The sequence below is a fragment of the uncultured Nitratireductor sp. genome (assembly GCF_913053745.1).
Classification (GTDB): Bacteria; Pseudomonadota; Alphaproteobacteria; order Rhizobiales; family Rhizobiaceae; genus Nitratireductor.
Genome location: NZ_CAJXGF010000097.1, coordinates 1 through 18,255, shown reverse-complemented (window position 1 = coordinate 18,255; position 18,255 = coordinate 1). Strand labels below are relative to the sequence as shown.

Sequence of the window (18,255 nt, the reverse complement as noted above, 5' to 3'; positions counted from 1 at the left end):
GGGCTCCGCCCTCGCCGATGCCGCCGGTCCCGGCGCCATGATGATCCGTATGATGGAGAAAGACGGCTACGACAAATCCTACGCCAGCGCACTCACGGCCTCCGCCTCGGTGGTCGGCCCTATAATCCCTCCGTCGATCATCATGATTCTCTATGCCATGCAGGACGAGAACGTTTCGGTGATCGCCCTGTTCATGGCCGGCATCATTCCCGGAATTCTGATTTCGCTCTCCATGGCCGCGGCCAACTGGTATGTTTGCCGCAAGCGCGGTTTCAAGAGCAGCGCGCCGCGTCCTTCCATTCGCGAGATGTTGCGCACCAGCTTTCTGGCGCTGCCCGCGATCTTCCTGATCGTGCTCATCATCGGCGGCATTCGCAGCGGTCTCTTCACCCCGACCGAAGCCTCGGTTGTGGCGGTGTTCTACGCACTTCTGTGCGGGATGTTCGTCTATCGCTCACTGAAAATCCGGGACCTGCCTGATATTCTTTTTCGCTCGGCGCTGGTCACCGTCGCCATTTTGCTGATCCTCGCCGCCGCCCGCGCCTTCGCCTGGATCATCATCATCGAAGGCATTCCGCAGGCCATCGCTTCCACGATCGTCGCCTGGGAATTAAGCCCGGTTCTGTTCCTGCTGGCTGTCAACGTGCTCCTGCTCGCCTTTGGCCTGTTCATGGACCCGCTGCCGGGCGTCATGATCCTTGTGCCGATCCTCGGTCCCATCGCCTATTCGCTGGGCATCGACCCGATCCACTTCGCCATCGTGGTCATCGTCAATCTGACGCTGGGGCTTTTGACCCCACCGGTCGGCGCCCTCCTCTTCGTGGTTTCATCGGCCGTGAAGATCCGCGTCAGCGACATGATCCGCGAGATGCCGCCCTTCCTGATGGTCCATCTTCTCGTGTTGCTGTCGCTGACCTTCATCCCGTCGCTGTCGACCTGGCTGCCGAGCCTGAGCGGTTACTGAGCGCGATCGGTTTCCTTCAATCGATCAGATCAGGACGTCGGGCTCCAATTTTCCGATGGGCGCCCCCAAATCGGTTACGAACACGGCGCCCGCATCATCCGCGCCGGCGCTTTCCGGGTCGATGCCCACCGACGCCGATGTGACCACAAGCCGTTCCGCATTCGGACCGACAAAGGCAGGGCACGTGGCCAGTGCTGCCGGGAGCTCGATTTTGCGCAGAAGAGTTCCGTCCGGGGCGTAGACCTGCACCCCGTGACCGCCCCAACGGGCGACCCAGAGATTGCCCTGTGCATCCACCACAGCACCATCTGGCTCACCGTCGCTGGAGACTTCGGCAAACGATACCGGCTCATCGGCCGGAAGACCCGTCTGCGGATCGAGCGCCACCTTCATGATCTGAAGAGTCGGCGTGTCGGTGAAATAACCGATACCGCCATCGGGTGAAAAGCAGATAGCGTTGGTCACGGTAATGCCCGAATAGATCTTCTTGAGTTCGCCCTTGCGGTACCAATAGATCGATCCCGCGCCTTTTTCCGCGTTCTTGCCCATGGTACCGATCCAGAAGGCACCGCAGGGGTGAACGCGGGAATCGTTGGATCGGGTCTGCGGATTGTCCGCTTCCAGCGGATGGTGAAGACTGAGGCTGCCATCCGAAATATTGCGGAGGTAGAGGCCGCTCTCGGTGACCAGCATCTGTCGGCCGCCATCCACCCGGGCAAGGGCACTGGAAAGCTCAGGAAGCGGATGCCGGCGCGTCACGCCGTCGCCAAAGCGATGCTCGAACAAGATTTTCCCGAGAATGTCGAACCACCAGACCGTATCCGTATGCCGATCGTAAGTCGGCCCTTCACCGAGTACGCAGCGATTGTCCCCCAGACGCGTCCAAACCCCTTCAAACAACGACTTTCCTCCTGCAATATACCAAGCCGTTGCCATAGCCCTCTTTGATGCTCGCCTTCAAGAACCGACCGGATGCAGACTTAACTGATCGTTCGATCACGTTTTTGCGATCACAGGGCCTTTCGCGGAGCAACGCGGTGCGCAGATGTTGATATCCGGGTGACGTTAAGCATAGAAACTTTCATAGGGATCCTGTCCATCAAGGCAAAACACTCGGTGAAGAGACGGTCAAACGAAGGCAACAGCAGCACGGTCGCATTGAAAAACGGACTTGAGCTGGTCAGGCTGCTGTCGAACGAAGGCCCGATGACAGCCAACGAAGTGGCATCGCGTCTTTTCCTGAGAAGCGACACAGCCGTCAGACTTCTAAAGACGCTGGAAGTGCACGGTTTCGTCGAACCGTCGAGGTTTGCGGAGCGTTTCCAGCCAGGTCGGCTAGCCGGCACACTGTCCGAAAAATTTCTATCCGACACACCTGTCAATGAAATCGCCCGCCCGGTCCTCCAGCCCCTCGCCGACCGGCACAACGCAACCTCGACACTTGTCGTCGAGGATGCAGGCGAAGCTCTCTCCCTCGTCGTCTGTGCGGGTCTCAATCGCTCAAGCCTGCCCTGCTGTCATATCGGATCGGCCCGCCCGCTTACACAAACTGCTGCGGGCCATGCCCTCCTTTTTACCTCCGCGACTGCAATCGAGGCCGTCACCACGCCCGAGAACCGGATCCTTGCTGAAACCGACGCACTCAGAGAAAGCTTGTGTTTCTTCCGTGCATCGGGCTGTTTTCGCATGGCGGTTCCCGACAAAGGTTTGCTTCTGTTGGGCGCACCCTTGCATCTCAGCAATGCGGTCATGGCATTGGAGCTTGTCCTTCCCACGGACGCACAAACGGAGCAAAATCCCGCAGACGCCATGAAAGACCTGCTGGAGGCTGTGGAACTTATTCAGCGCAAATGCGCGACCATGGGTGTGCTGTATCTGGAAGACTCCTGAGCAAATACGGCACACCCGTATATTCAGGAGAACTGCCCCCTGTCACCGTATCGAGGCGGCGCCATCCTCTTTGCCGGAGAGTCTCGCGGCGAGTTTGACCAGATCGCCCCCGAGCTCCTTCAGTCGCGGCACCGTCATATGTCCACGCGGCACACCGCAACCCAGCGACATCGCACCCGTCTGATCGGATGGCTTGAGCGGCACCGCCACACACTGCACATCGGCGTGCCAGCGGCCCAGCGAAACCGTGTACCCCGTGTCCGCAATTTCGGCCAATCCCCGCTCGACCTCCAGGCCCAGCACTCCCCATTCAGAACCGTGCCGATGTTCCAGATCGTTCAGGAGAAATTCGCGCTGTCTTTGATCCAGACAGGCAAGCAGCGCATGGCCGACCGGCGCACCGGCGATCAACACTCTGGACCCGGCTTCAAGCCTCAGCGTCACCAGAGTCGCGCTGCTGTGGCAGACCTCAAGGTACAACGCCTCGGTTCCGTCCAGAACGGCGAGCGCCGCGTGGACGCCAAAGCGATCGGCAACCATTTGCAAGTGAGGCCTTACCGACTCGACGACGTGCGTTTCGCTTCGCGCACCGTAACCCAATCGGACGACCCCGGATGCCAGCCGAAACCGCCGGCGGCTGGCGCTGTAATGCAGAAATCCCATATTGGTGAGCGATTTCGTCAAGCGCGCAACGGTCGCCGCAGGCAAATCGGTACGTCGGGCAATGTCCGAATTGCTCATCCACACCGGGGCTTCGGCAAAAACGGAAAGCAGACGCAATCCCCGTGAAAGAGCCGAGGAAACGGAAGGTGTTCTCCGATCTGCTTCCTGAAACCCTTTCGCGATTGCCATGCAGCCCCCAACGTTTCCATCGACCATGAAACGGGGACCAAGGTTAGCAACAGTCCGGCTTTGCGGGCAACGCCGTTTCTTCGCACCGGTTTCAATGGGAAACACGCACTGTCCACAGCGACGGACCATATGGATTTGCCAACTGGACCATCAATCCCGCAAGACGATGCCGTAAGGCAGGATGCGACCCATGTCCTGCGCAACCGGCAAAAAACCTGTGACCCAGAGCGAAAAAACACCCCTGCAAGCGATCCTGATAGGCGAGGTCGCCCCCTTGGGAGATCGCAATGCTTCCAGCGGCATTGCCAAACACCCTGTGAGGGATCCGCTTTGGCTTGGGGAAAACGGTTTTGTCGGCGACAATCAGGCAGACACGAAGAATCACGGCGGTCCGGAGAAAGCGGTCCACCATTATCCGCGCGATCACTATGCCGCCTGGTATGAAGAGATGGGCGCGCACCCATTGCTGGCAGTGCCGGGTGCGTTCGGTGAGAACCTGTCCACCTATGGCCTCGACGAAGAGACCGTGGCGCTTGGCGATGTTTTTCGGCTCGGCAAAGCGGTGGTCGAAGTCTCACAAGGCCGCCAGCCCTGTTGGAAGCTCAACAGCCGCTTCGGTGTTTCGACCATGGCGTACCGGGTTCAAACGACCGGCCGCACCGGTTGGTATTACAGGGTCGTTCAGGAAGGCCGGGTTTCGCCCGACGATCACCTTGAGCGCCTGGAGCGGCCGATGCCCGAATGGCCTCTGAAGCGCCTCTGGCAGATCCTCTATGTCAAAACCCTCGATCGCGGGGAACTGGAGGAGATGGCCGCACTCGAAAAGCTGCCGGAGGGCTGGCGGCGCTACGCGCAACGGCGTCTCGCCTCGGGCAAGGTCGAGGATTGGAACCGGCGCCTGAAGGGAGCGGAGCAGGATTGAGTCGCGCCCGCCGCAACGGTCTGCGGCAGAATCTGCCAGCACTGCGCGACATGGACGGAAAACTGCAGGGAAGAAGCAAGTGGTGCCGCTTGTCAGACTCGAACTGACGACCTCCGCATTACGAATGCGATGCTCTACCAACTGAGCTAAAGCGGCCCATCTGTCGTGCTACGCCAACCATTTTCGACAGGCCGCGAAGCACTTCACGTGCACATACCCGCCTTGGTCATCTTTCGCAACCGAATTGTCGCGCAATACGACCCGTTGCGAACCTGAGCATCAGCCAGTAAGGCCGTTCGCTCGGCGAGCGGCAGCCTGATAGCGGCATTTGACGGGGAGATCAAGCATCGTCGGCCAGTTTGCGCCCCGCACGCCTCGCAAACGATCTGCTGATATGCTCCGGTCGCAGACCGACATCGAGGTCAGGCTTGGCGAAAAACGCAGAAACCACGCGGCAAACAGGCTAACACCTTGATCACATTTGAATCTTGGGAGAGCATGGACACGGCGGCTGCATGCGTTAAGCTGACAATCCATCAGCACTTCAGCCACCGAAAATTCAAGTAGGCAGGTACCCCATGACAGACGTTACGATGACGGTGAACGGACAGACGGTTTCGGGCAGCGTCGAAGGCAGAACCCTGCTCGTCCAGTTTCTGCGCGACAGTCTGGGGCTGACCGGTACCCATGTGGGATGCGAGACGTCGCAGTGCGGCGCCTGCACCATCCATATGGATGGCAAGTCGGTAAAATCCTGCTCCATGCTGGCGGTGCAAGCTGATGGCGCGGCGATAACAACCATCGAAGGCCTGGCGGACGGCGAGGCCCTGCATCCGGTTCAGACCGCGTTCAAGGAACATCATGGCCTTCAGTGCGGCTTCTGCACACCGGGCATGATCATGGCCGCAACCGACATAATCCGCCGCCACCCCGAAGGACTGAACGAGAAAACCGTGCGTGAGGAACTGGAAGGCAATATCTGCCGGTGCACTGGCTACCACAATATCGTCAAGGCCATCATTGCGGCTTCCGAAGCGATGAACGCCGATTCCACCAAGGCTGCGTGAGCGAAGGAAATCGACCATGTATGACGTCACCTATCATCGCGCCGGCTCTGTCAAGGAAGCACTCAGCCTTCTCGAGGCGGCCGACGACGGAAAATTCATTGCCGGCGGGCAGACGCTGATCCCGGCAATGAAAACACGCCTCGCGGCCCCCTCGGACCTCGTGGACCTTCGCCACATCGCCGATATGAAGACGATAGCGGTTGCCGGCAAAACGGTCACGATCGGCGCTGGCATTACCCATGCCGAGGTCGCCGTCAACAGCGAGATCATGGCTGTGTGTCCGGCGCTTTGCCACCTTGCCGCGCTCATCGGCGATCCGCAGGTTCGCCACATGGGCACGCTCGGAGGATCTCTCGCCAATAACGATCCGGCCGCCGATTATCCGGCGGCCATGCTGGCTTTGGACGCGATTGTCGTCACCGACAAACGCGAGATCGCGGCGGCAGAATTCTTCACCGGCCTCTTCGAAACGGCATTGAACGAAGACGAGCTGATCACAGCCATACGTTTCGAAGCGCCCGAAAAGGCCGGTTACGGCAAGTTCCGGAACCCTGCTTCGCGCTATGCGATGGCCGGCGTGTTCATCGCCAAAAACGGCGAGACGCTACGCGCCGCCGTGACCGGTGCAGGAGATGACGGCGTGTTCCGGAGTGCGGAGATCGAAGCGGCCTTGAGCGCGGATTTCAGCGCCGCCGGACTCCAGGACGTGGCCGTAGCCGCCGACGATCTGATGACGGACATCCACGCGAGTGCCGACTACCGTGCAAGTCTCATCGTCGCCATGGCCAAGCGTGCAGTCGCGATGGCGAACGGGTAATACTTGAAAATCCATCGGACCACCGGCGTTTCCACAAAGGACGCACCATCCAACCGCCGCATGCCAAGCTTATTTCGCCAGAGCCCGCTTGAGCCGCTCGATCTCAGCCGCCGACCAGCCGTCCGGCGCCGTAACGGCCACCCACGCGTCGACATAGTGCTCCGGCGCGTAGAGGTGGCCATATCCGAGCGGCGCGGTGGTGGCCAGGGCCATGTCGAGCGCCAGTTGCAAGAAGGTTACGATCGGATACCAGCGCAGTTCCTGTGAGACATCCGGCCCCCGCTCACCCACCAGCCAGGCGGGGCGCCGATACCAGGCCAGCGGATCGAAGAACACCACCGGATCGCTGGCATATTGAAGATAGACGATGCGCAAAGGCCCCCATTGCGCTCCCTGGATGTCAAGCGTGTTCTCCTGGCTGGTAAAGCGCACAACCGACCCATCCCCATAGCGCGGCAGCCAGGCGGGCGTGCCGGGATTGCGATCGCGCGTGAAGGAGCTCCATAGCCGGCTGTTGAATGGCGGCCCGGCCCAGAGCGCACCCTGAAAGGGATCAGCGAGAATGTTCAACAGATCGGTCGATTGCTCGGAACTCAGTGCGCCAAGGCTAAGTCCATAGAGATAAAGTTCAGGCCGTGCCTCCGCGGGCAGCGTCGTCCAATAGTCATAGACCGCGCGAAACAACGCATGCGCAGCTTCGGCGCCATAACTAGGTTCGATCAGCAGCGACAGCCAGCTCGTCAGGTACGAATATTGCTGCGCGACCATCACCGTGTCGCCATTGTGCAGATATTCGAGCGATACGCTGGCTTCCGGATCGACCCAACCGGTGCCGGTGGGCGCCACAACCACCATCACCTTGCGGTCGAACGCGCCGATGCGCTTCAATTCCTCGAGTGCCAGCCTGGCACGCGCCTCGGCACCCTCGGCCGATCGCAGTCCGACATAAACCCGCATGGGCTCCTTGGCCTCGCGTCCGGTGAATGCGGCGATCTCCTGCGCGCCCGGCCCCTCCACCACGAAACCGCGACCGGCGCGTCCGAGCGATTCCCATGAAATGAGCGACCCGGGACCACCCGTCTTCAACGGGCCGCCGGGTTGCTCGATGCCATCTTCAAACAATGCATCCAGTTCGGCATAGGCGGAATCGGCAACCCGCAGCGCATAGCGCAGCAACACCCGGTCCACGAGAGAAATCGCAATAAGGCCGACAAGCGCCACACCCAGCACATAGGCGACCCGGCGCGGCACGAACCGCTTGAGTCTCCCGGCGACGAAAACATAGACACGCCTCAGCCCGCGGCCCAGCGCGACGAGCAGCAAAAACAGAACGAGCGCGATGCCGCCCACCTTGCTGGGATGCGCCGTATCGACCGGATCGAGTTCCATCAGGGCGCGGATGGAATTTTGCCATTCGGCAGCCTTCCAGAGAAAGAACACGGCCACTCCCGCGCAAACGACGGCCATCGCAAGCTTGCCGTAATATCGGGAACCGTGCGGCGGCTCCGGCAACTCCAGATAACGCCATAGCCACACCAGGAACACACCGAGACCGTAGCCGACGGCGAGCGAAACACCCGAAAGAACGCCCTGAACGAAGAACGCGCGCGGTAGAAGCGAGGGTGTCAACGATGCAGCAAAGAACAGCGTACCCAGGCACAATCCGACAACGGAGAACGTCTGCCAAAGGCGTGTCTCCTGCGTTGTCGCCGTCTCCGTCATTGTAACCTCGTCTTCACCCGGCCCCGTCACGCCGAGCCCGCGGGGCAGAGTGAAACGTCGGGCCGGTCAAGGCAACATCTTTAGACGCATCATGCCGGATCTGTCCGGCAGAAGGTGAACGAAGCGTGAGCCTCAGCCCAGCGCATCGACGAGACGTCCGGCGCCCTGGCGGAACGGATCCGCGGTCGGCAAGCCCATCTGTGCCTCGATCTCTTCGAGACACGCTTTCGCCTCGTCATCGTTCAACGCCGCCGTGTTGACGGAGATTCCGATCACCTTGACGTCCGGGTTGACCACACGGGCCGTCTCAAGCGCAAGATCGCGCAACGCCTCGAGTGAGGGAAGCTGATAGTGTGGCAGGCCGCGCATATGGGTGCGGGTCGGTTCATGACAAAGCACCAGCGCATCGGCCTGGCCGCCATGGATCAGCGCCATCGTCACGCCGGAAAAAGACGGATGGAACAGACTGCCCTGCCCTTCGATCAGATCCCAGTGGTCAGCGTCGTTGTCCGGTGTGATGTGTTCGATGGACCCGGCCATGAAATCGGCTACCACCGCGTCGAGCGGAACACCCGATCCAGTGATGAGGATACCGGTCTGGCCGGTTGCCCGGAACGTCGCCTTCATGCCGCGCTCGCGCATTTCCCGCTCCATGGCGAGGGCGGTGTACATCTTGCCCACGGAGCAATCGGTGCCCACGGCAAGGCAGCGCTTGCCTGTGCGCCGCTTGCCATCGGCAATGGGATACTCTTCCTGCGGAACGCGCACGTCGAAGAGCTGTGTGCCCGCCTTTTGCGCCGCATCGACGAGCGCGGGCTGCGCGGTCAGGCGGTTGTGCAGGCCCGAGGCAATGTCCATCCCCGCTTCGGCCGCCTCAACCAGGGTCGCCATCCAGCTCTGGGAGATTACCCCACCACGGTTGGCGGCACCGACCACGAGCGTCTGCGCGCCGGCTTCCTTCGCCTCGGCGATGGTCATGTCTTCAAGACCGAGATCGGCCTTGCAACCTTCCAGCCGCAACTGGCCAACGCAGAACTCCGGCCGCCAGTCCTTGATGCCCTGAGCGACCTTCGCGGTCAGCGCATCGGGGGCATCGCCAAGAAACAGGAGATAAGGCGTCTTCAGCATGGAGGTGTCGCTCTCTTACGGTTGGTTTATCGGCTCATCGATGATCCACATACCGCTTGTCAAGCTGTGGTTCGCCAACCAGAGCACTCTGGATCAACATGCACGGGGCCGATTGAGCCAGGTTGTGACACACCCAAATTCTAAGACATTTCGTTTCTCAACGCCCTCAGCGCCGCGGCACAACGTGTCGTCAATTTCTCAAGGTCGTCATCCGTCAGGCCAGAATGCACCGATAATCGCACCAGGCAATGATTGCGCGGCGTCGCTGGCGCGCAGAACACGGCGCCAAACACCCCTTCGCCCTGCAACGCATCGCGCATATGTTGCGTCTCGGGTTCGGTGCCGCTTTCAATGGCGATGATCTGCTCGGTGCCGCCACCTACATCATAACCGATCTCATCCAGCCGCCAGCGCACCATTTCCGATATCTCGCGCAATCGTTTGCGACGTTCATCCGCTTTTCGGATCAAAGCCAGTGCCTCGAGAAACCAGACATACTCGTGCTCCAGCAAACCCGAGCTGAAGATCGCAGGATTGGACTCCATCCTGAAGTACTCCTTGAAGCGCCGGGAGCACACAATCAGTCCGGCACGACCGGCGAACGTCTTGGCAAGCGAGGCCGTGCGGAAGTGGACGCGATCAGCCAGGCCGAGCGCCACCGCGAGCCCTGCACCGCCGGGACCATGCGTGCCGAGAGAATGGGATTCGTCGACAACGAGAATGCAGCCAGCGCGCGCTGCCAGATCAACGATCGCGGCCAACGGGCAGAGACTGCCATCGGTGCTGTACACCGTATCGACAACCAGAATTCCGGGTCCGTATCGCCCGATCAATCGCTCCGCGTGATCGGGATTGTTGTGACGAAAAGCGATTCCGCGCGCACCGGCTGCCTTCACTCCTTCCCACAAGGAAGCATGCGCATTCATGTCCAGATAGATCGGAACCGAGGGGCTGGCGATGGATTGAAGGAGACCGACATTCGCGGCGAAACCCGATTGACAGACGATCGCCTCTTCGCCCTCCATATAGTCGGCGAACGCCGCCTCCAATTGCTGCATGGGGCTGCCGTCCATCGTGAAGATACTGGACATCAACAGGTCGGCCTTGCTGTTCAACAATGCCTGCGCCTGCGCTTGTCTCAGCGCCGGTTCGTTTTGAATGCACAGATAATCGTTGCTCATCAATTGCAGGTCGTCGGTCCCGGGTTCGCGCCCCCGCAAAAGATGATCGCCATTCCACAATCGTTCGACACGCTGAATATGAAACGCGTCTTCGCGCTCACGCAGCTGTTCTTTGGGACAAGCAGAGAGGACAGCCATAAGCATTCTCCAGAGTAAGCACGCGAGCCCCGGATAGCGCTATGAAAACGTATCGCCATGCAGCGTCTACATCCTGAAAGGGCTCTCGAGAAAAAGAATTCAGGGTTTCGGCTACGAACGAAGTATAACTATACTTATATGACAGAGAAATTTCAATGCGGGATAATAATCATATATAGAATCAAATTTACACAAAATCTACGCATGCATAAATATTGGAGAGGATATCAAAATATCTTTCCGGGAAGCCATGTTGAGATGGCAGGAAGCAGCCAGATAACAGCCATTCCAACAATCTGTAAAATTATAAATGGAATCACGCCCCGATAGATCTGCCCCGTCGTTATCTCCTTCGGTGCCGCCGCGCGCAAATAGAACAGCGAGAACCCGAAGGGCGGCGTCAGGAAAGATGTCTGCAGATTGATCGCGATCAGAATCGAAAGCCACAGCGGGTCATGCCCCATCAGGATAAGGATCGGCGCAACCAGCGGCAGAACGATGACCGAGATCTCCACGAAATCGAGGAAAAAGCCGAGCACGAAAATCATGGCCATCACGAATATGAGCGCCCCTTGCGGGCCACCCGGCATGGAGTGAAGAATGTCTTCCACGCGTGCATCGCCGCCCAGCCCGCGAAACACGAGCGAGAAAACGCTGGCCGTCAGAATTGTGGCGAAGATCATCGCCGTCACCGTCATCGTGGAGGTCACGATGGGCGTGAGAATGCCACGCCGACGCGCCTTGCCGATAGAAATGGCGATGGCGACAATGCCGAGCGCCAGGAGCCCGGTCGTCAAAGCGGCAATCAGCCATTCGGAAAGCCCGGCGTCGCTGCGCTGTAGCCGCACCGGGAAAAGACCGGCCAACACCGCGACGGCGCCCAGCGCTGCCGCTCCCAGAACGATCAGACGCCCGTTTCCTTCGCTGCGCACGCCGGCGAGAAGCAACGCCCCGATAGCGCCCACGCTCGCCGCCTCGCTCGGCGTTGCGATGCCACCCAGAATGGAGCCCAGAACCGCGACGATGAGAAGCACCGGCGGCACCACGGCACGCTGCACCTCCTCCCGGCTCGGCCGGTCACCGGCCTCCATCAAGGCAGGGGCGCTTTCCGGCTTTAACGCCGCTCGCGTCATCAGATAAGCGATGTAGACCGCCACCAACGTCAGGCCTGGCAAAAGCGCAGCCGCAAAAACCTGGCCGACCGAGATCGTCTCGATGGTGAATTTGCCCTGCTCGTATTGAGCCTGCTGATAAGCCGTCGACATCACATCGGAAAGGATGATGAGGAGCGTCGAGGGTGGAATGATCTGGCCCAGCGTGCCGGAGGTGCAGACCACGCCGGAAGCAAGCTTCGGATCGTAGCCATTGCGCACCATGGTCGGCAGCGCGATCAGGCCCATCGCCACCACTGTCGCGCCCACAATGCCGGTGGAGGCAGCGAGAAGCGCACCCACCAACACGACAGAAACCCCGAGCCCGCCGCGCAGACCGCCGAAGAGCCGACCCATCGTTTCAAGCAGTTCCTCGGCAATGCGGCTTTTCTCCAGCACCACGCCCATGAAAACGAACAGCGGAATGGCAATCAGCACGTCATTGGTAAGCGTGCCGAAAACCCGCTGCCCAAGCGCACCCAGAAGTCCCACATCGAACTGGCCGGTCATCCAGCCGAGAAAAGCGAAAAGCGCCGCCGTGCCCGCCAGCATGAAGGAGACGGGGTAGCCGATCAGGATTGCGACGATCAGCGCCGCAAACATCATAATGTCGAGCGGTAGGGTCATGCGACGGCGTTTTCTTCACGAAGGCGCGCAAGATCGCGCAGGATGCAGGCAAGGCCCTGAATGATGAGCAGCACACAGAACGCCGGAATAAGCGACTTGAGCAGGAAGGAGGCGGGGATGCCGCCCACAGAGATGGCTCCTTCCATGATCGCCCAGGAATTGCGCACCGAAGGCCAGGAAAACCAGGCGATCATGACCATCGACGGCATCAGGAAGCACAGCGCTCCGAGAATATCGATACGCGCCTTCCCGCGCGGCCCGAACAGCCCATAGAAAATGTCGACGCGCACATGTCCGTCCACCAGAAGCGTGTAGCCGCCGGCCAGCATGAAGAATGTCGCATGCAGGTAGAGAACGGTCTCGTTCATGAAGATGAAGCTGATGCCGTAGACGTAGCGCAGCACCACCGTGCCGAACTGCACCAGTACCATGGCAAGCGCCAGCCAGCGCACCGCCGCCCCCATCGCCCGGTTGATCCGGTCGAGTCTGTCCGCAAGCTCAAGCATGCCGAGCATTCCCCAAAAGAAGAGGCCGGACGCATGCGCCCGGCCCGGCCGATTGTGTCAGCCGCCGTATTTATAGTCCAGCGCGCGGGCATTCATCTGCCCGTTATCCGCATAAACCATGTATTCGGCGATGCCCGCACGATATTCGAGGAAGCTCTCGACGATGCGCTTGACCAGCTCGTCATCGTCCTGGCGCAGCTCCGCGATCACCTCGCCGGCGGCATTGCCCATGGCGACGATCACGTCTTCGGGCAGCTTTTTCACCTGTACGTCCTGCTCGGCCACAAGCTGCTTCAGCGCGGCCGCGTGCTTGGTCGTGTACTCCGTCCAGACCGGATTGTAGAGCGATTCACAGGCATAGGCGACGGCCTGCTGCAGATCTTCCGGCAGCGCGTCGTAGGCCGCTTTGTTCACTGCGCATTCTTCCGCCGAAGACGGCTCGCCGACACCCGGCCAGTAGTAGTTCTTGGCCACCTGGTAGAAGCCCAGCGCGGAATCCGTCCAGGGACCGATGAACTCGCCCGCATCGATCGTGCCCGACTGCAGGCCCTGGAACATGTCGCCGCCGCCCATGGCCTGAACGGCCATGCCCAGCTTGGCGCACATTTCGGAAGCAAGGCCCGTGGTGCGAAAACGCAGGCCCTTCAGATCGTCGACCGAATTGATCTCGTTGCGGAACCAGCCCTGCCACTGCGGACCGGAATTGCCGCACAGGAACGGCTTCAGCCCGAAACGGCCATACATCTCGTCGTAGAGCGCCTGCCCGCCGCCATGCACGAGCCAGCCAAGCTGTTCGTCAGCACGCAAGCCGAAAGGCTGCGAACCGAACAGGAGAATGCCGCGCGACTTGGAACCCCAGTAGGAGGGAACCGCGTGGTAGAGCTCCGCCGTGCCTTCAGACACGGCATCGAACACGCCATTGCCCGGCACGAGCTCGCCGGCGGCGTAAAGCTTCACTTCCAGCCGCCCGCCGGACAGCGCGGTAATGCGATCGGCCAGCATCTGCGCCGCCACGCCAGGTCCAGGCAAATTCTTCGGCCAGGCCGTGACCATTTTCCAAGTGATGGTGTCCTGCGCAATGGCCGGAGCCGCTAACCCAGTCGCCACGCCGGCCACACCGGCAGTTTTCAGAAATTGACGTCTTTTCATGGTAAACCCCTCTGAATTGTTTCCTTGTTAATTTCCAAGAATCCCCGGCAGCCGCAAGCCCTTTTCCTGTGCCCAATCGCGCGCGATGTCGTAGCCCGCATCGGCGTGACGCATCACGCCTGTCGCCGGATCGTTCCACAGCACGCGCTCAAGGCGGCGTGCCGCATCTTCCGTGCCGTCGGCACAGATCACCATGCCCGAATGCTGCGAAAAGCCCATGCCCACGCCGCCGCCATGATGCAGCGACACCCAGGTCGCGCCCGAGGCACAGTTCAAAAGCGCGTTGAGCAGCGGCCAGTCGGATACGGCGTCCGAACCGTCCTTCATGGCCTCGGTCTCGCGGTTGGGCGAAGCCACCGAACCCGAATCCAGATGATCGCGCCCGATCACCACCGGAGCCTTCAGTTCGCCCTTCGCCGCCATCTCATTGAAGGCGAGGCCAAGCCGGTGCCGGTCGCCAAGGCCGACCCAGCAGATACGCGCCGGCAGACCCTGAAACGCGATGCGGTCGCGCGCCATATCGAGCCAGCGATGCAGATGCTCATTGTCGGGCAGAAGCTCCTTCACCTTCTCGTCCGTGCGGTAAATATCCTCCGGATCGCCCGAAAGCGCCGCCCAGCGGAAAGGCCCCACACCGCGGCAGAACAGCGGGCGGATATAGGCCGGAACGAAACCGGGGAAGGCAAAGGCGTTCTCAAGCCCCTCTTCCAGCGCCACCTGGCGAATGTTGTTGCCATAGTCGAGCGTCGGAATGCCCGCGTTCCAGAAGGCGACCATCGCCTCCACATGCTCGCGCATCGAGGCGCGCGCCGCTTTCTCCACCGCCTTCGGATCGCTTTCGCGCTTCTCGCGCCATTCGGCCACGGTCCAGCCCTTCGGCAGATAGCCGTTCACCGGATCGTGCGCAGAAGTCTGGTCCGTCACCATGTCCGGCTTCACGCCGCGCCGCACCAGTTCCGGCACGATCTCCGCCGCATTGCCCACCAGTCCGACGGATTTCGCCTCGCCCGCCTTGGTCCAGCGGTCGATCATCTCCAGCGCCTCGTCCAGCGTGGTCGCCTTCTCGTCCACATAGCGGGTGCGGATGCGGAAATCGATGCGTGTCTCGTCGCACTCGATGGCGAGACAGCACGCACCTGCCATCACGGCTGCCAGCGGCTGCGCGCCGCCCATGCCGCCAAGCCCCGCAGTCAGGATCCCCTTGCCTTTGAGATCGCCGCCCTAATGCTGCCGGCCAGCCTCCACGAAGGTCTCGTACGTGCCCTGCACGATCCCCTGGGAGCCGATATAGATCCACGAGCCGGCCGTCATCTGGCCGTACATCATCAGACCCTTCTTATCGAGCTCGTTGAAGTGGTCCCAATTGGCCCAGTGCGGCACGAGGTTGGAGTTGGCGATCAGCACGCGCGGCGCGTCGGCATGGGTGCGGAAGACCCCGACCGGCTTGCCGGACTGCACAAGCAGGGTCTCCTCCGCGCCGAGGTCGCGCAGGCAGGAGACGATTTTGTCGAAGCACTTCCAGTCGCGCGCGGCGCGCCCGATGCCGCCGTAGACCACCAGCTCTTCCGGCTTCTCGGCCACCTCAGGATCGAGATTGTTCATGAGCATACGAAGCGGCGCTTCGGTCAGCCAGGACTTGGCGGAAAGCTCAGGGCCCTGGGGCGCGCGGATCACGCGGGCATTGTCCCGCCGCGACGAAGGGCTGGAATCTGGCATGGCGGCGCTCCTCCGGAAGAAACCGAAGCAAGTTGTATATACAACTCGGTCGTGGGAGTCGAGCAGGCGAGTCGAGGGGCGGCCGCCGGGAGCGCTGAAGGAGGCTAAACCCGCGTGCAGGACCGCTCCATGATCAGCTGCCAGCCCTCGCCGTTGTCGGTCTCCCAGGTGGCGCGAAACGCGTCCCTGCCGGTGAAGCGGAAGGTTTCGCGCACCTTGCCGGTGGACCCGAGGATGTGGCGCATTTCGCCTTCGAGTTTCATCCGCTCCGCCGCTTCTTCCATGAGCTTCATTTCGATGGTGGCGTCGTAGGAGAGGATGCGGCGCAGCCCCAGCGGGGTGGCGCCATCGTCGAGCCAGACGTCCAGCAGGGCGGCGCCGTTGTCCTCGATGATCTCTCCCACCAGGAAGGCGTCGCTGCGCCGGTAGTTCAGCGTCATGGCGATGTCGCTCGCGCCTTCCTCCACGCTGCAGGTCCAACTGCCGACGAGAGTCTCTGCCAGTGGCTTGGCGGCGGCGGGCGCGGTGAGGCAGAGGGTGGGAAGCAAGCAGAGCATTAGGGCCGGTGAACGCATGATTTTCTCCTTCAATGGCAAAACCGGCGGCGACGGTGGTGGGGCCTTTGGGGTGCGTGATGTCCTGTGCTAGCCGGCGAAGCGCCCGCCCAGGCGGTAGCGCTCGCCGGGGTGCAGCAGGCGCGCCGAGGTGACCGGCAGCCCGCCGGACCAGGTCTGGCGGCGCAGTTCCAGGCAGGGCTCGCCCGCCTTCATGCCCAGCAGCTTGCGCTCCTCCGCCGAGGGCATCACCGCCGTGACGACATGTTCCGCCTCGCTGATCGGCGCGGCCTGCATCAGGTAGCTGTGCGGCGTGATCGCCGTGAAGTCCTGCTCCAGGTAGTCGGGCGCCGCCTGGGGGTTCACGTAGCGGTCCTCCAACTGCACCGGCACGCCGTTCTCGCGGTGGACGATGAGGGAATGGAACAGTGGATCGCCGCGCTCCAGCCCCAGCAGCTGCGCCTCCAGGGCGCGGGCACGCTCGCGCCGGACATAGAGGATCTCGGTGCTGTGCGCGTGGCCGCGCGCGGCGATCTCCTCGGCGATGTTGCGCACCGCCAGGATCTCCGACTGCGGCTTGGGCGGAGCGACGAAGGTGCCCGCGCCCTGCACCCGCTCCAGCCAGCCTTCCGCCGTCAGCTCGCGCAGCGCGCGGTGCACGGTCATGCGGCTGACCTTCAGCTCCCGCGTCAGTTCGTTTTCGGAGGGGACCTTGGTCTCCTCCGGCCAGTCGCCGGCCACGATGCGCCCGACGATGTAGTCCTTCACCTGCTGATACAGCGGCGGCTCGGCGGCGGGGGAGGTGCTCATGAAGGCAAAGGCATCAGTTCGGGAGGTTTGCCGGTTCGAGAGGTTGGCCGGGGCGGCCCCCTTGCTCTATACCAGAGTGATCTATACCAACTTGTATATACAACAGGGGCCGCTCTGGCCAGCTTGGCCGGGCGCCCGCGCGAACGAGGACCCTATTCATGGAGCCCTACCGCTTCTCCGAAGGCAGCCTGCCGCTGCTGGTCTCCATGCCGCACCCCGGCACCTACCTTCCGCCGGAGATCGCGGCGCGCATGACCGACATCGCGAAGACGGTGCCGGACACCGACTGGCACATCCCGCAGCTGTATGACTTCCTGGCGGAGATGGACGTCTCGGTCCTGCAGGCGACCCACTCGCGCTATGTCATCGACCTGAACCGCGCGCCGGACAACAAGGCGCTCTACGCCGGGGCCAGCAATACCGAACTCTGCCCCCTGCAGACCTTCGATATGCAGGAGATCTACCTGGAGGGCCAACGGCCCGACGCGGCGGAGGTCGAGGCGCGGCGCGCCACCTACTGGCAGCCCTACCACGACAAGCTGGCCGAGACTCTGGCGGCGCTCAAGGCGAAGCACGGCCTGGCGCTGCTGTGGGACGCCCATTCGATCCGCAGCGAGGTGCCGCGCTTCTTCGAGGGCCGTCTGCCGGACCTGAACCTCGGCACGGCCGACGGCAAGGCGGCGGCCTCCAGCCTGCTGGACATCCTGACGGCCGTCGCGCGCGACGCCGGGCACCTGGGCTACAGCCACGCGGCCAACGGGCGCTTCAAGGGCGGCTACATCACGCGCCATCACGGCGATCCGGCGAAGAGCATCCACGCCGTGCAGTTGGAACTCTCCGAGATCACCTACATGGACGAGGACCCGCCCTTCGCCTTCCGCGAGGACCTGGCGGAAAAGGTGCGGCCGGTGCTCTCCGGCCTCCTCCACACCATGCTCGCCTGGGCGGAGATGGAGGGGCAGGGGTAACTGAGGCGCGTCTTGAGGCGAAGACCTGCGGTCTTCACCCCCCTCCCGACCTCCCCCCATCAAGGGGGGAGGGGAAGTTCTGATCTGCCTCTA

At 61.8% G+C, this 18,255-nt stretch carries 16 protein-coding genes, 1 tRNA gene and 1 pseudogene; 6 read left to right on the top strand and 12 right to left on the bottom strand.

Annotated elements, in window-relative coordinates:
• Positions 1-964 (top strand): TRAP transporter large permease (locus tag QZ638_RS15535; RefSeq protein WP_295812283.1); only part of this gene is annotated, 964 nt, incomplete at its 5' end.
• Between the two features lie 24 nt (positions 965-988).
• Here QZ638_RS15535 and QZ638_RS15530 read toward each other — a convergent pair.
• Positions 989-1,864: an SMP-30/gluconolactonase/LRE family protein gene (locus QZ638_RS15530; protein WP_295812281.1), complete on the bottom strand. Its 876-nt coding sequence runs from the start codon at positions 1,862-1,864 to the stop codon at positions 989-991.
• A 159-nt stretch (positions 1,865-2,023) separates the two neighbouring features.
• Here QZ638_RS15530 and QZ638_RS15525 point away from each other — a divergent pair, with 159 nt between their 5' ends.
• Positions 2,024-2,854: a helix-turn-helix domain-containing protein gene (locus QZ638_RS15525; protein ID WP_366936249.1), complete on the top strand. Its 831-nt coding sequence runs from the start codon at positions 2,024-2,026 to the stop codon at positions 2,852-2,854.
• A gap of 42 nt (positions 2,855-2,896) precedes the next feature.
• Here the strand turns inward: QZ638_RS15525 and QZ638_RS15520 are convergent, their stop codons facing one another.
• Positions 2,897-3,706 carry an IclR family transcriptional regulator gene (locus QZ638_RS15520; RefSeq protein WP_295812278.1) on the bottom strand — a complete coding sequence of 270 codons (810 nt, stop codon included), beginning with the start codon at positions 3,704-3,706 and terminating at the stop codon, positions 2,897-2,899.
• 190 nt (positions 3,707-3,896) lie between these two features.
• Between QZ638_RS15520 and QZ638_RS15515 the strand changes: the two genes are divergently transcribed.
• Positions 3,897-4,628, top strand: a complete 732-nt coding sequence (locus tag QZ638_RS15515; RefSeq protein ID WP_295812276.1) for an MOSC domain-containing protein — start codon at positions 3,897-3,899, stop codon at positions 4,626-4,628.
• Between the two features lie 80 nt (positions 4,629-4,708).
• Here QZ638_RS15515 and QZ638_RS15510 read toward each other — a convergent pair.
• Positions 4,709-4,784 (bottom strand) — tRNA-Thr (locus tag QZ638_RS15510).
• A 422-nt stretch (positions 4,785-5,206) separates the two neighbouring features.
• On the opposite strand from QZ638_RS15510, the gene QZ638_RS15505 reads away from it, so the two are divergent.
• Both QZ638_RS15505 and QZ638_RS15500 read left to right on the top strand, forming a co-directional pair.
• Positions 5,207-5,695 (top strand): (2Fe-2S)-binding protein, encoded by a 489-nt coding sequence (locus tag QZ638_RS15505; protein WP_295812274.1) that lies wholly within the window; start codon positions 5,207-5,209, stop codon positions 5,693-5,695.
• Between the two features lie 16 nt (positions 5,696-5,711).
• A complete protein-coding gene (locus QZ638_RS15500; RefSeq protein WP_295812273.1) occupies positions 5,712-6,512 on the top strand; it encodes a xanthine dehydrogenase family protein subunit M in 801 nt (266 codons plus the stop codon).
• A 69-nt stretch (positions 6,513-6,581) separates the two neighbouring features.
• Here QZ638_RS15500 and QZ638_RS15495 read toward each other — a convergent pair whose 3' ends face one another.
• The 9 genes and pseudogenes from QZ638_RS15495 to hutC form a co-directional block, all read right to left on the bottom strand.
• On the bottom strand, positions 6,582-8,234 hold the full coding sequence (locus QZ638_RS15495; RefSeq protein ID WP_295812271.1) for an alpha/beta-hydrolase family protein: 1,653 nt from the start codon (positions 8,232-8,234) through the stop codon (positions 6,582-6,584).
• A gap of 132 nt (positions 8,235-8,366) precedes the next feature.
• On the bottom strand, positions 8,367-9,362 hold the full coding sequence (gene dgcN, locus QZ638_RS15490) for an N-acetyltransferase DgcN (RefSeq protein WP_295812269.1): 996 nt from the start codon (positions 9,360-9,362) through the stop codon (positions 8,367-8,369).
• A gap of 140 nt (positions 9,363-9,502) precedes the next feature.
• On the bottom strand, positions 9,503-10,681 hold the full coding sequence (cqsA, locus tag QZ638_RS15485; protein ID WP_295812267.1) for an alpha-hydroxyketone-type quorum-sensing autoinducer synthase: 1,179 nt from the start codon (positions 10,679-10,681) through the stop codon (positions 9,503-9,505).
• Positions 10,682-10,908: 227 nt separating this feature from the next.
• Entirely contained in the window at positions 10,909-12,459 is a 1,551-nt protein-coding gene (locus QZ638_RS15480) for a TRAP transporter large permease subunit (RefSeq protein ID WP_295812266.1), read from the bottom strand.
• On the bottom strand, positions 12,456-12,965 hold the full coding sequence (locus tag QZ638_RS15475; protein WP_295812265.1) for a TRAP transporter small permease subunit: 510 nt from the start codon (positions 12,963-12,965) through the stop codon (positions 12,456-12,458). Before QZ638_RS15475 ends, QZ638_RS15480 begins: the two co-directional genes overlap by 4 nt.
• Before the next feature lie 57 nt (positions 12,966-13,022).
• Positions 13,023-14,114 carry a TRAP transporter substrate-binding protein gene (gene dctP / locus QZ638_RS15470; protein WP_295812264.1) on the bottom strand — a complete coding sequence of 364 codons (1,092 nt, stop codon included), beginning with the start codon at positions 14,112-14,114 and terminating at the stop codon, positions 13,023-13,025.
• A gap of 27 nt (positions 14,115-14,141) precedes the next feature.
• Positions 14,142-15,830: pseudogene (hutU, locus tag QZ638_RS15465) on the bottom strand (urocanate hydratase).
• A gap of 104 nt (positions 15,831-15,934) precedes the next feature.
• The gene (locus tag QZ638_RS15460; RefSeq protein ID WP_295812263.1) at positions 15,935-16,405 is read right to left on the bottom strand and encodes a hypothetical protein; all 471 of its coding nucleotides are present in this window, start codon (positions 16,403-16,405) and stop codon (positions 15,935-15,937) included.
• 69 nt (positions 16,406-16,474) lie between these two features.
• A complete protein-coding gene (gene hutC, locus QZ638_RS15455; RefSeq protein WP_295812262.1) occupies positions 16,475-17,194 on the bottom strand; it encodes a histidine utilization repressor in 720 nt (239 codons plus the stop codon).
• 158 nt (positions 17,195-17,352) lie between these two features.
• Here hutC and hutG point away from each other — a divergent pair, with 158 nt between their 5' ends.
• Positions 17,353-18,162 (top strand): N-formylglutamate deformylase, encoded by an 810-nt coding sequence (gene hutG / locus QZ638_RS15450; protein WP_295812261.1) that lies wholly within the window; start codon positions 17,353-17,355, stop codon positions 18,160-18,162.
• Positions 18,163-18,255: the final 93 nt, after the last annotated feature.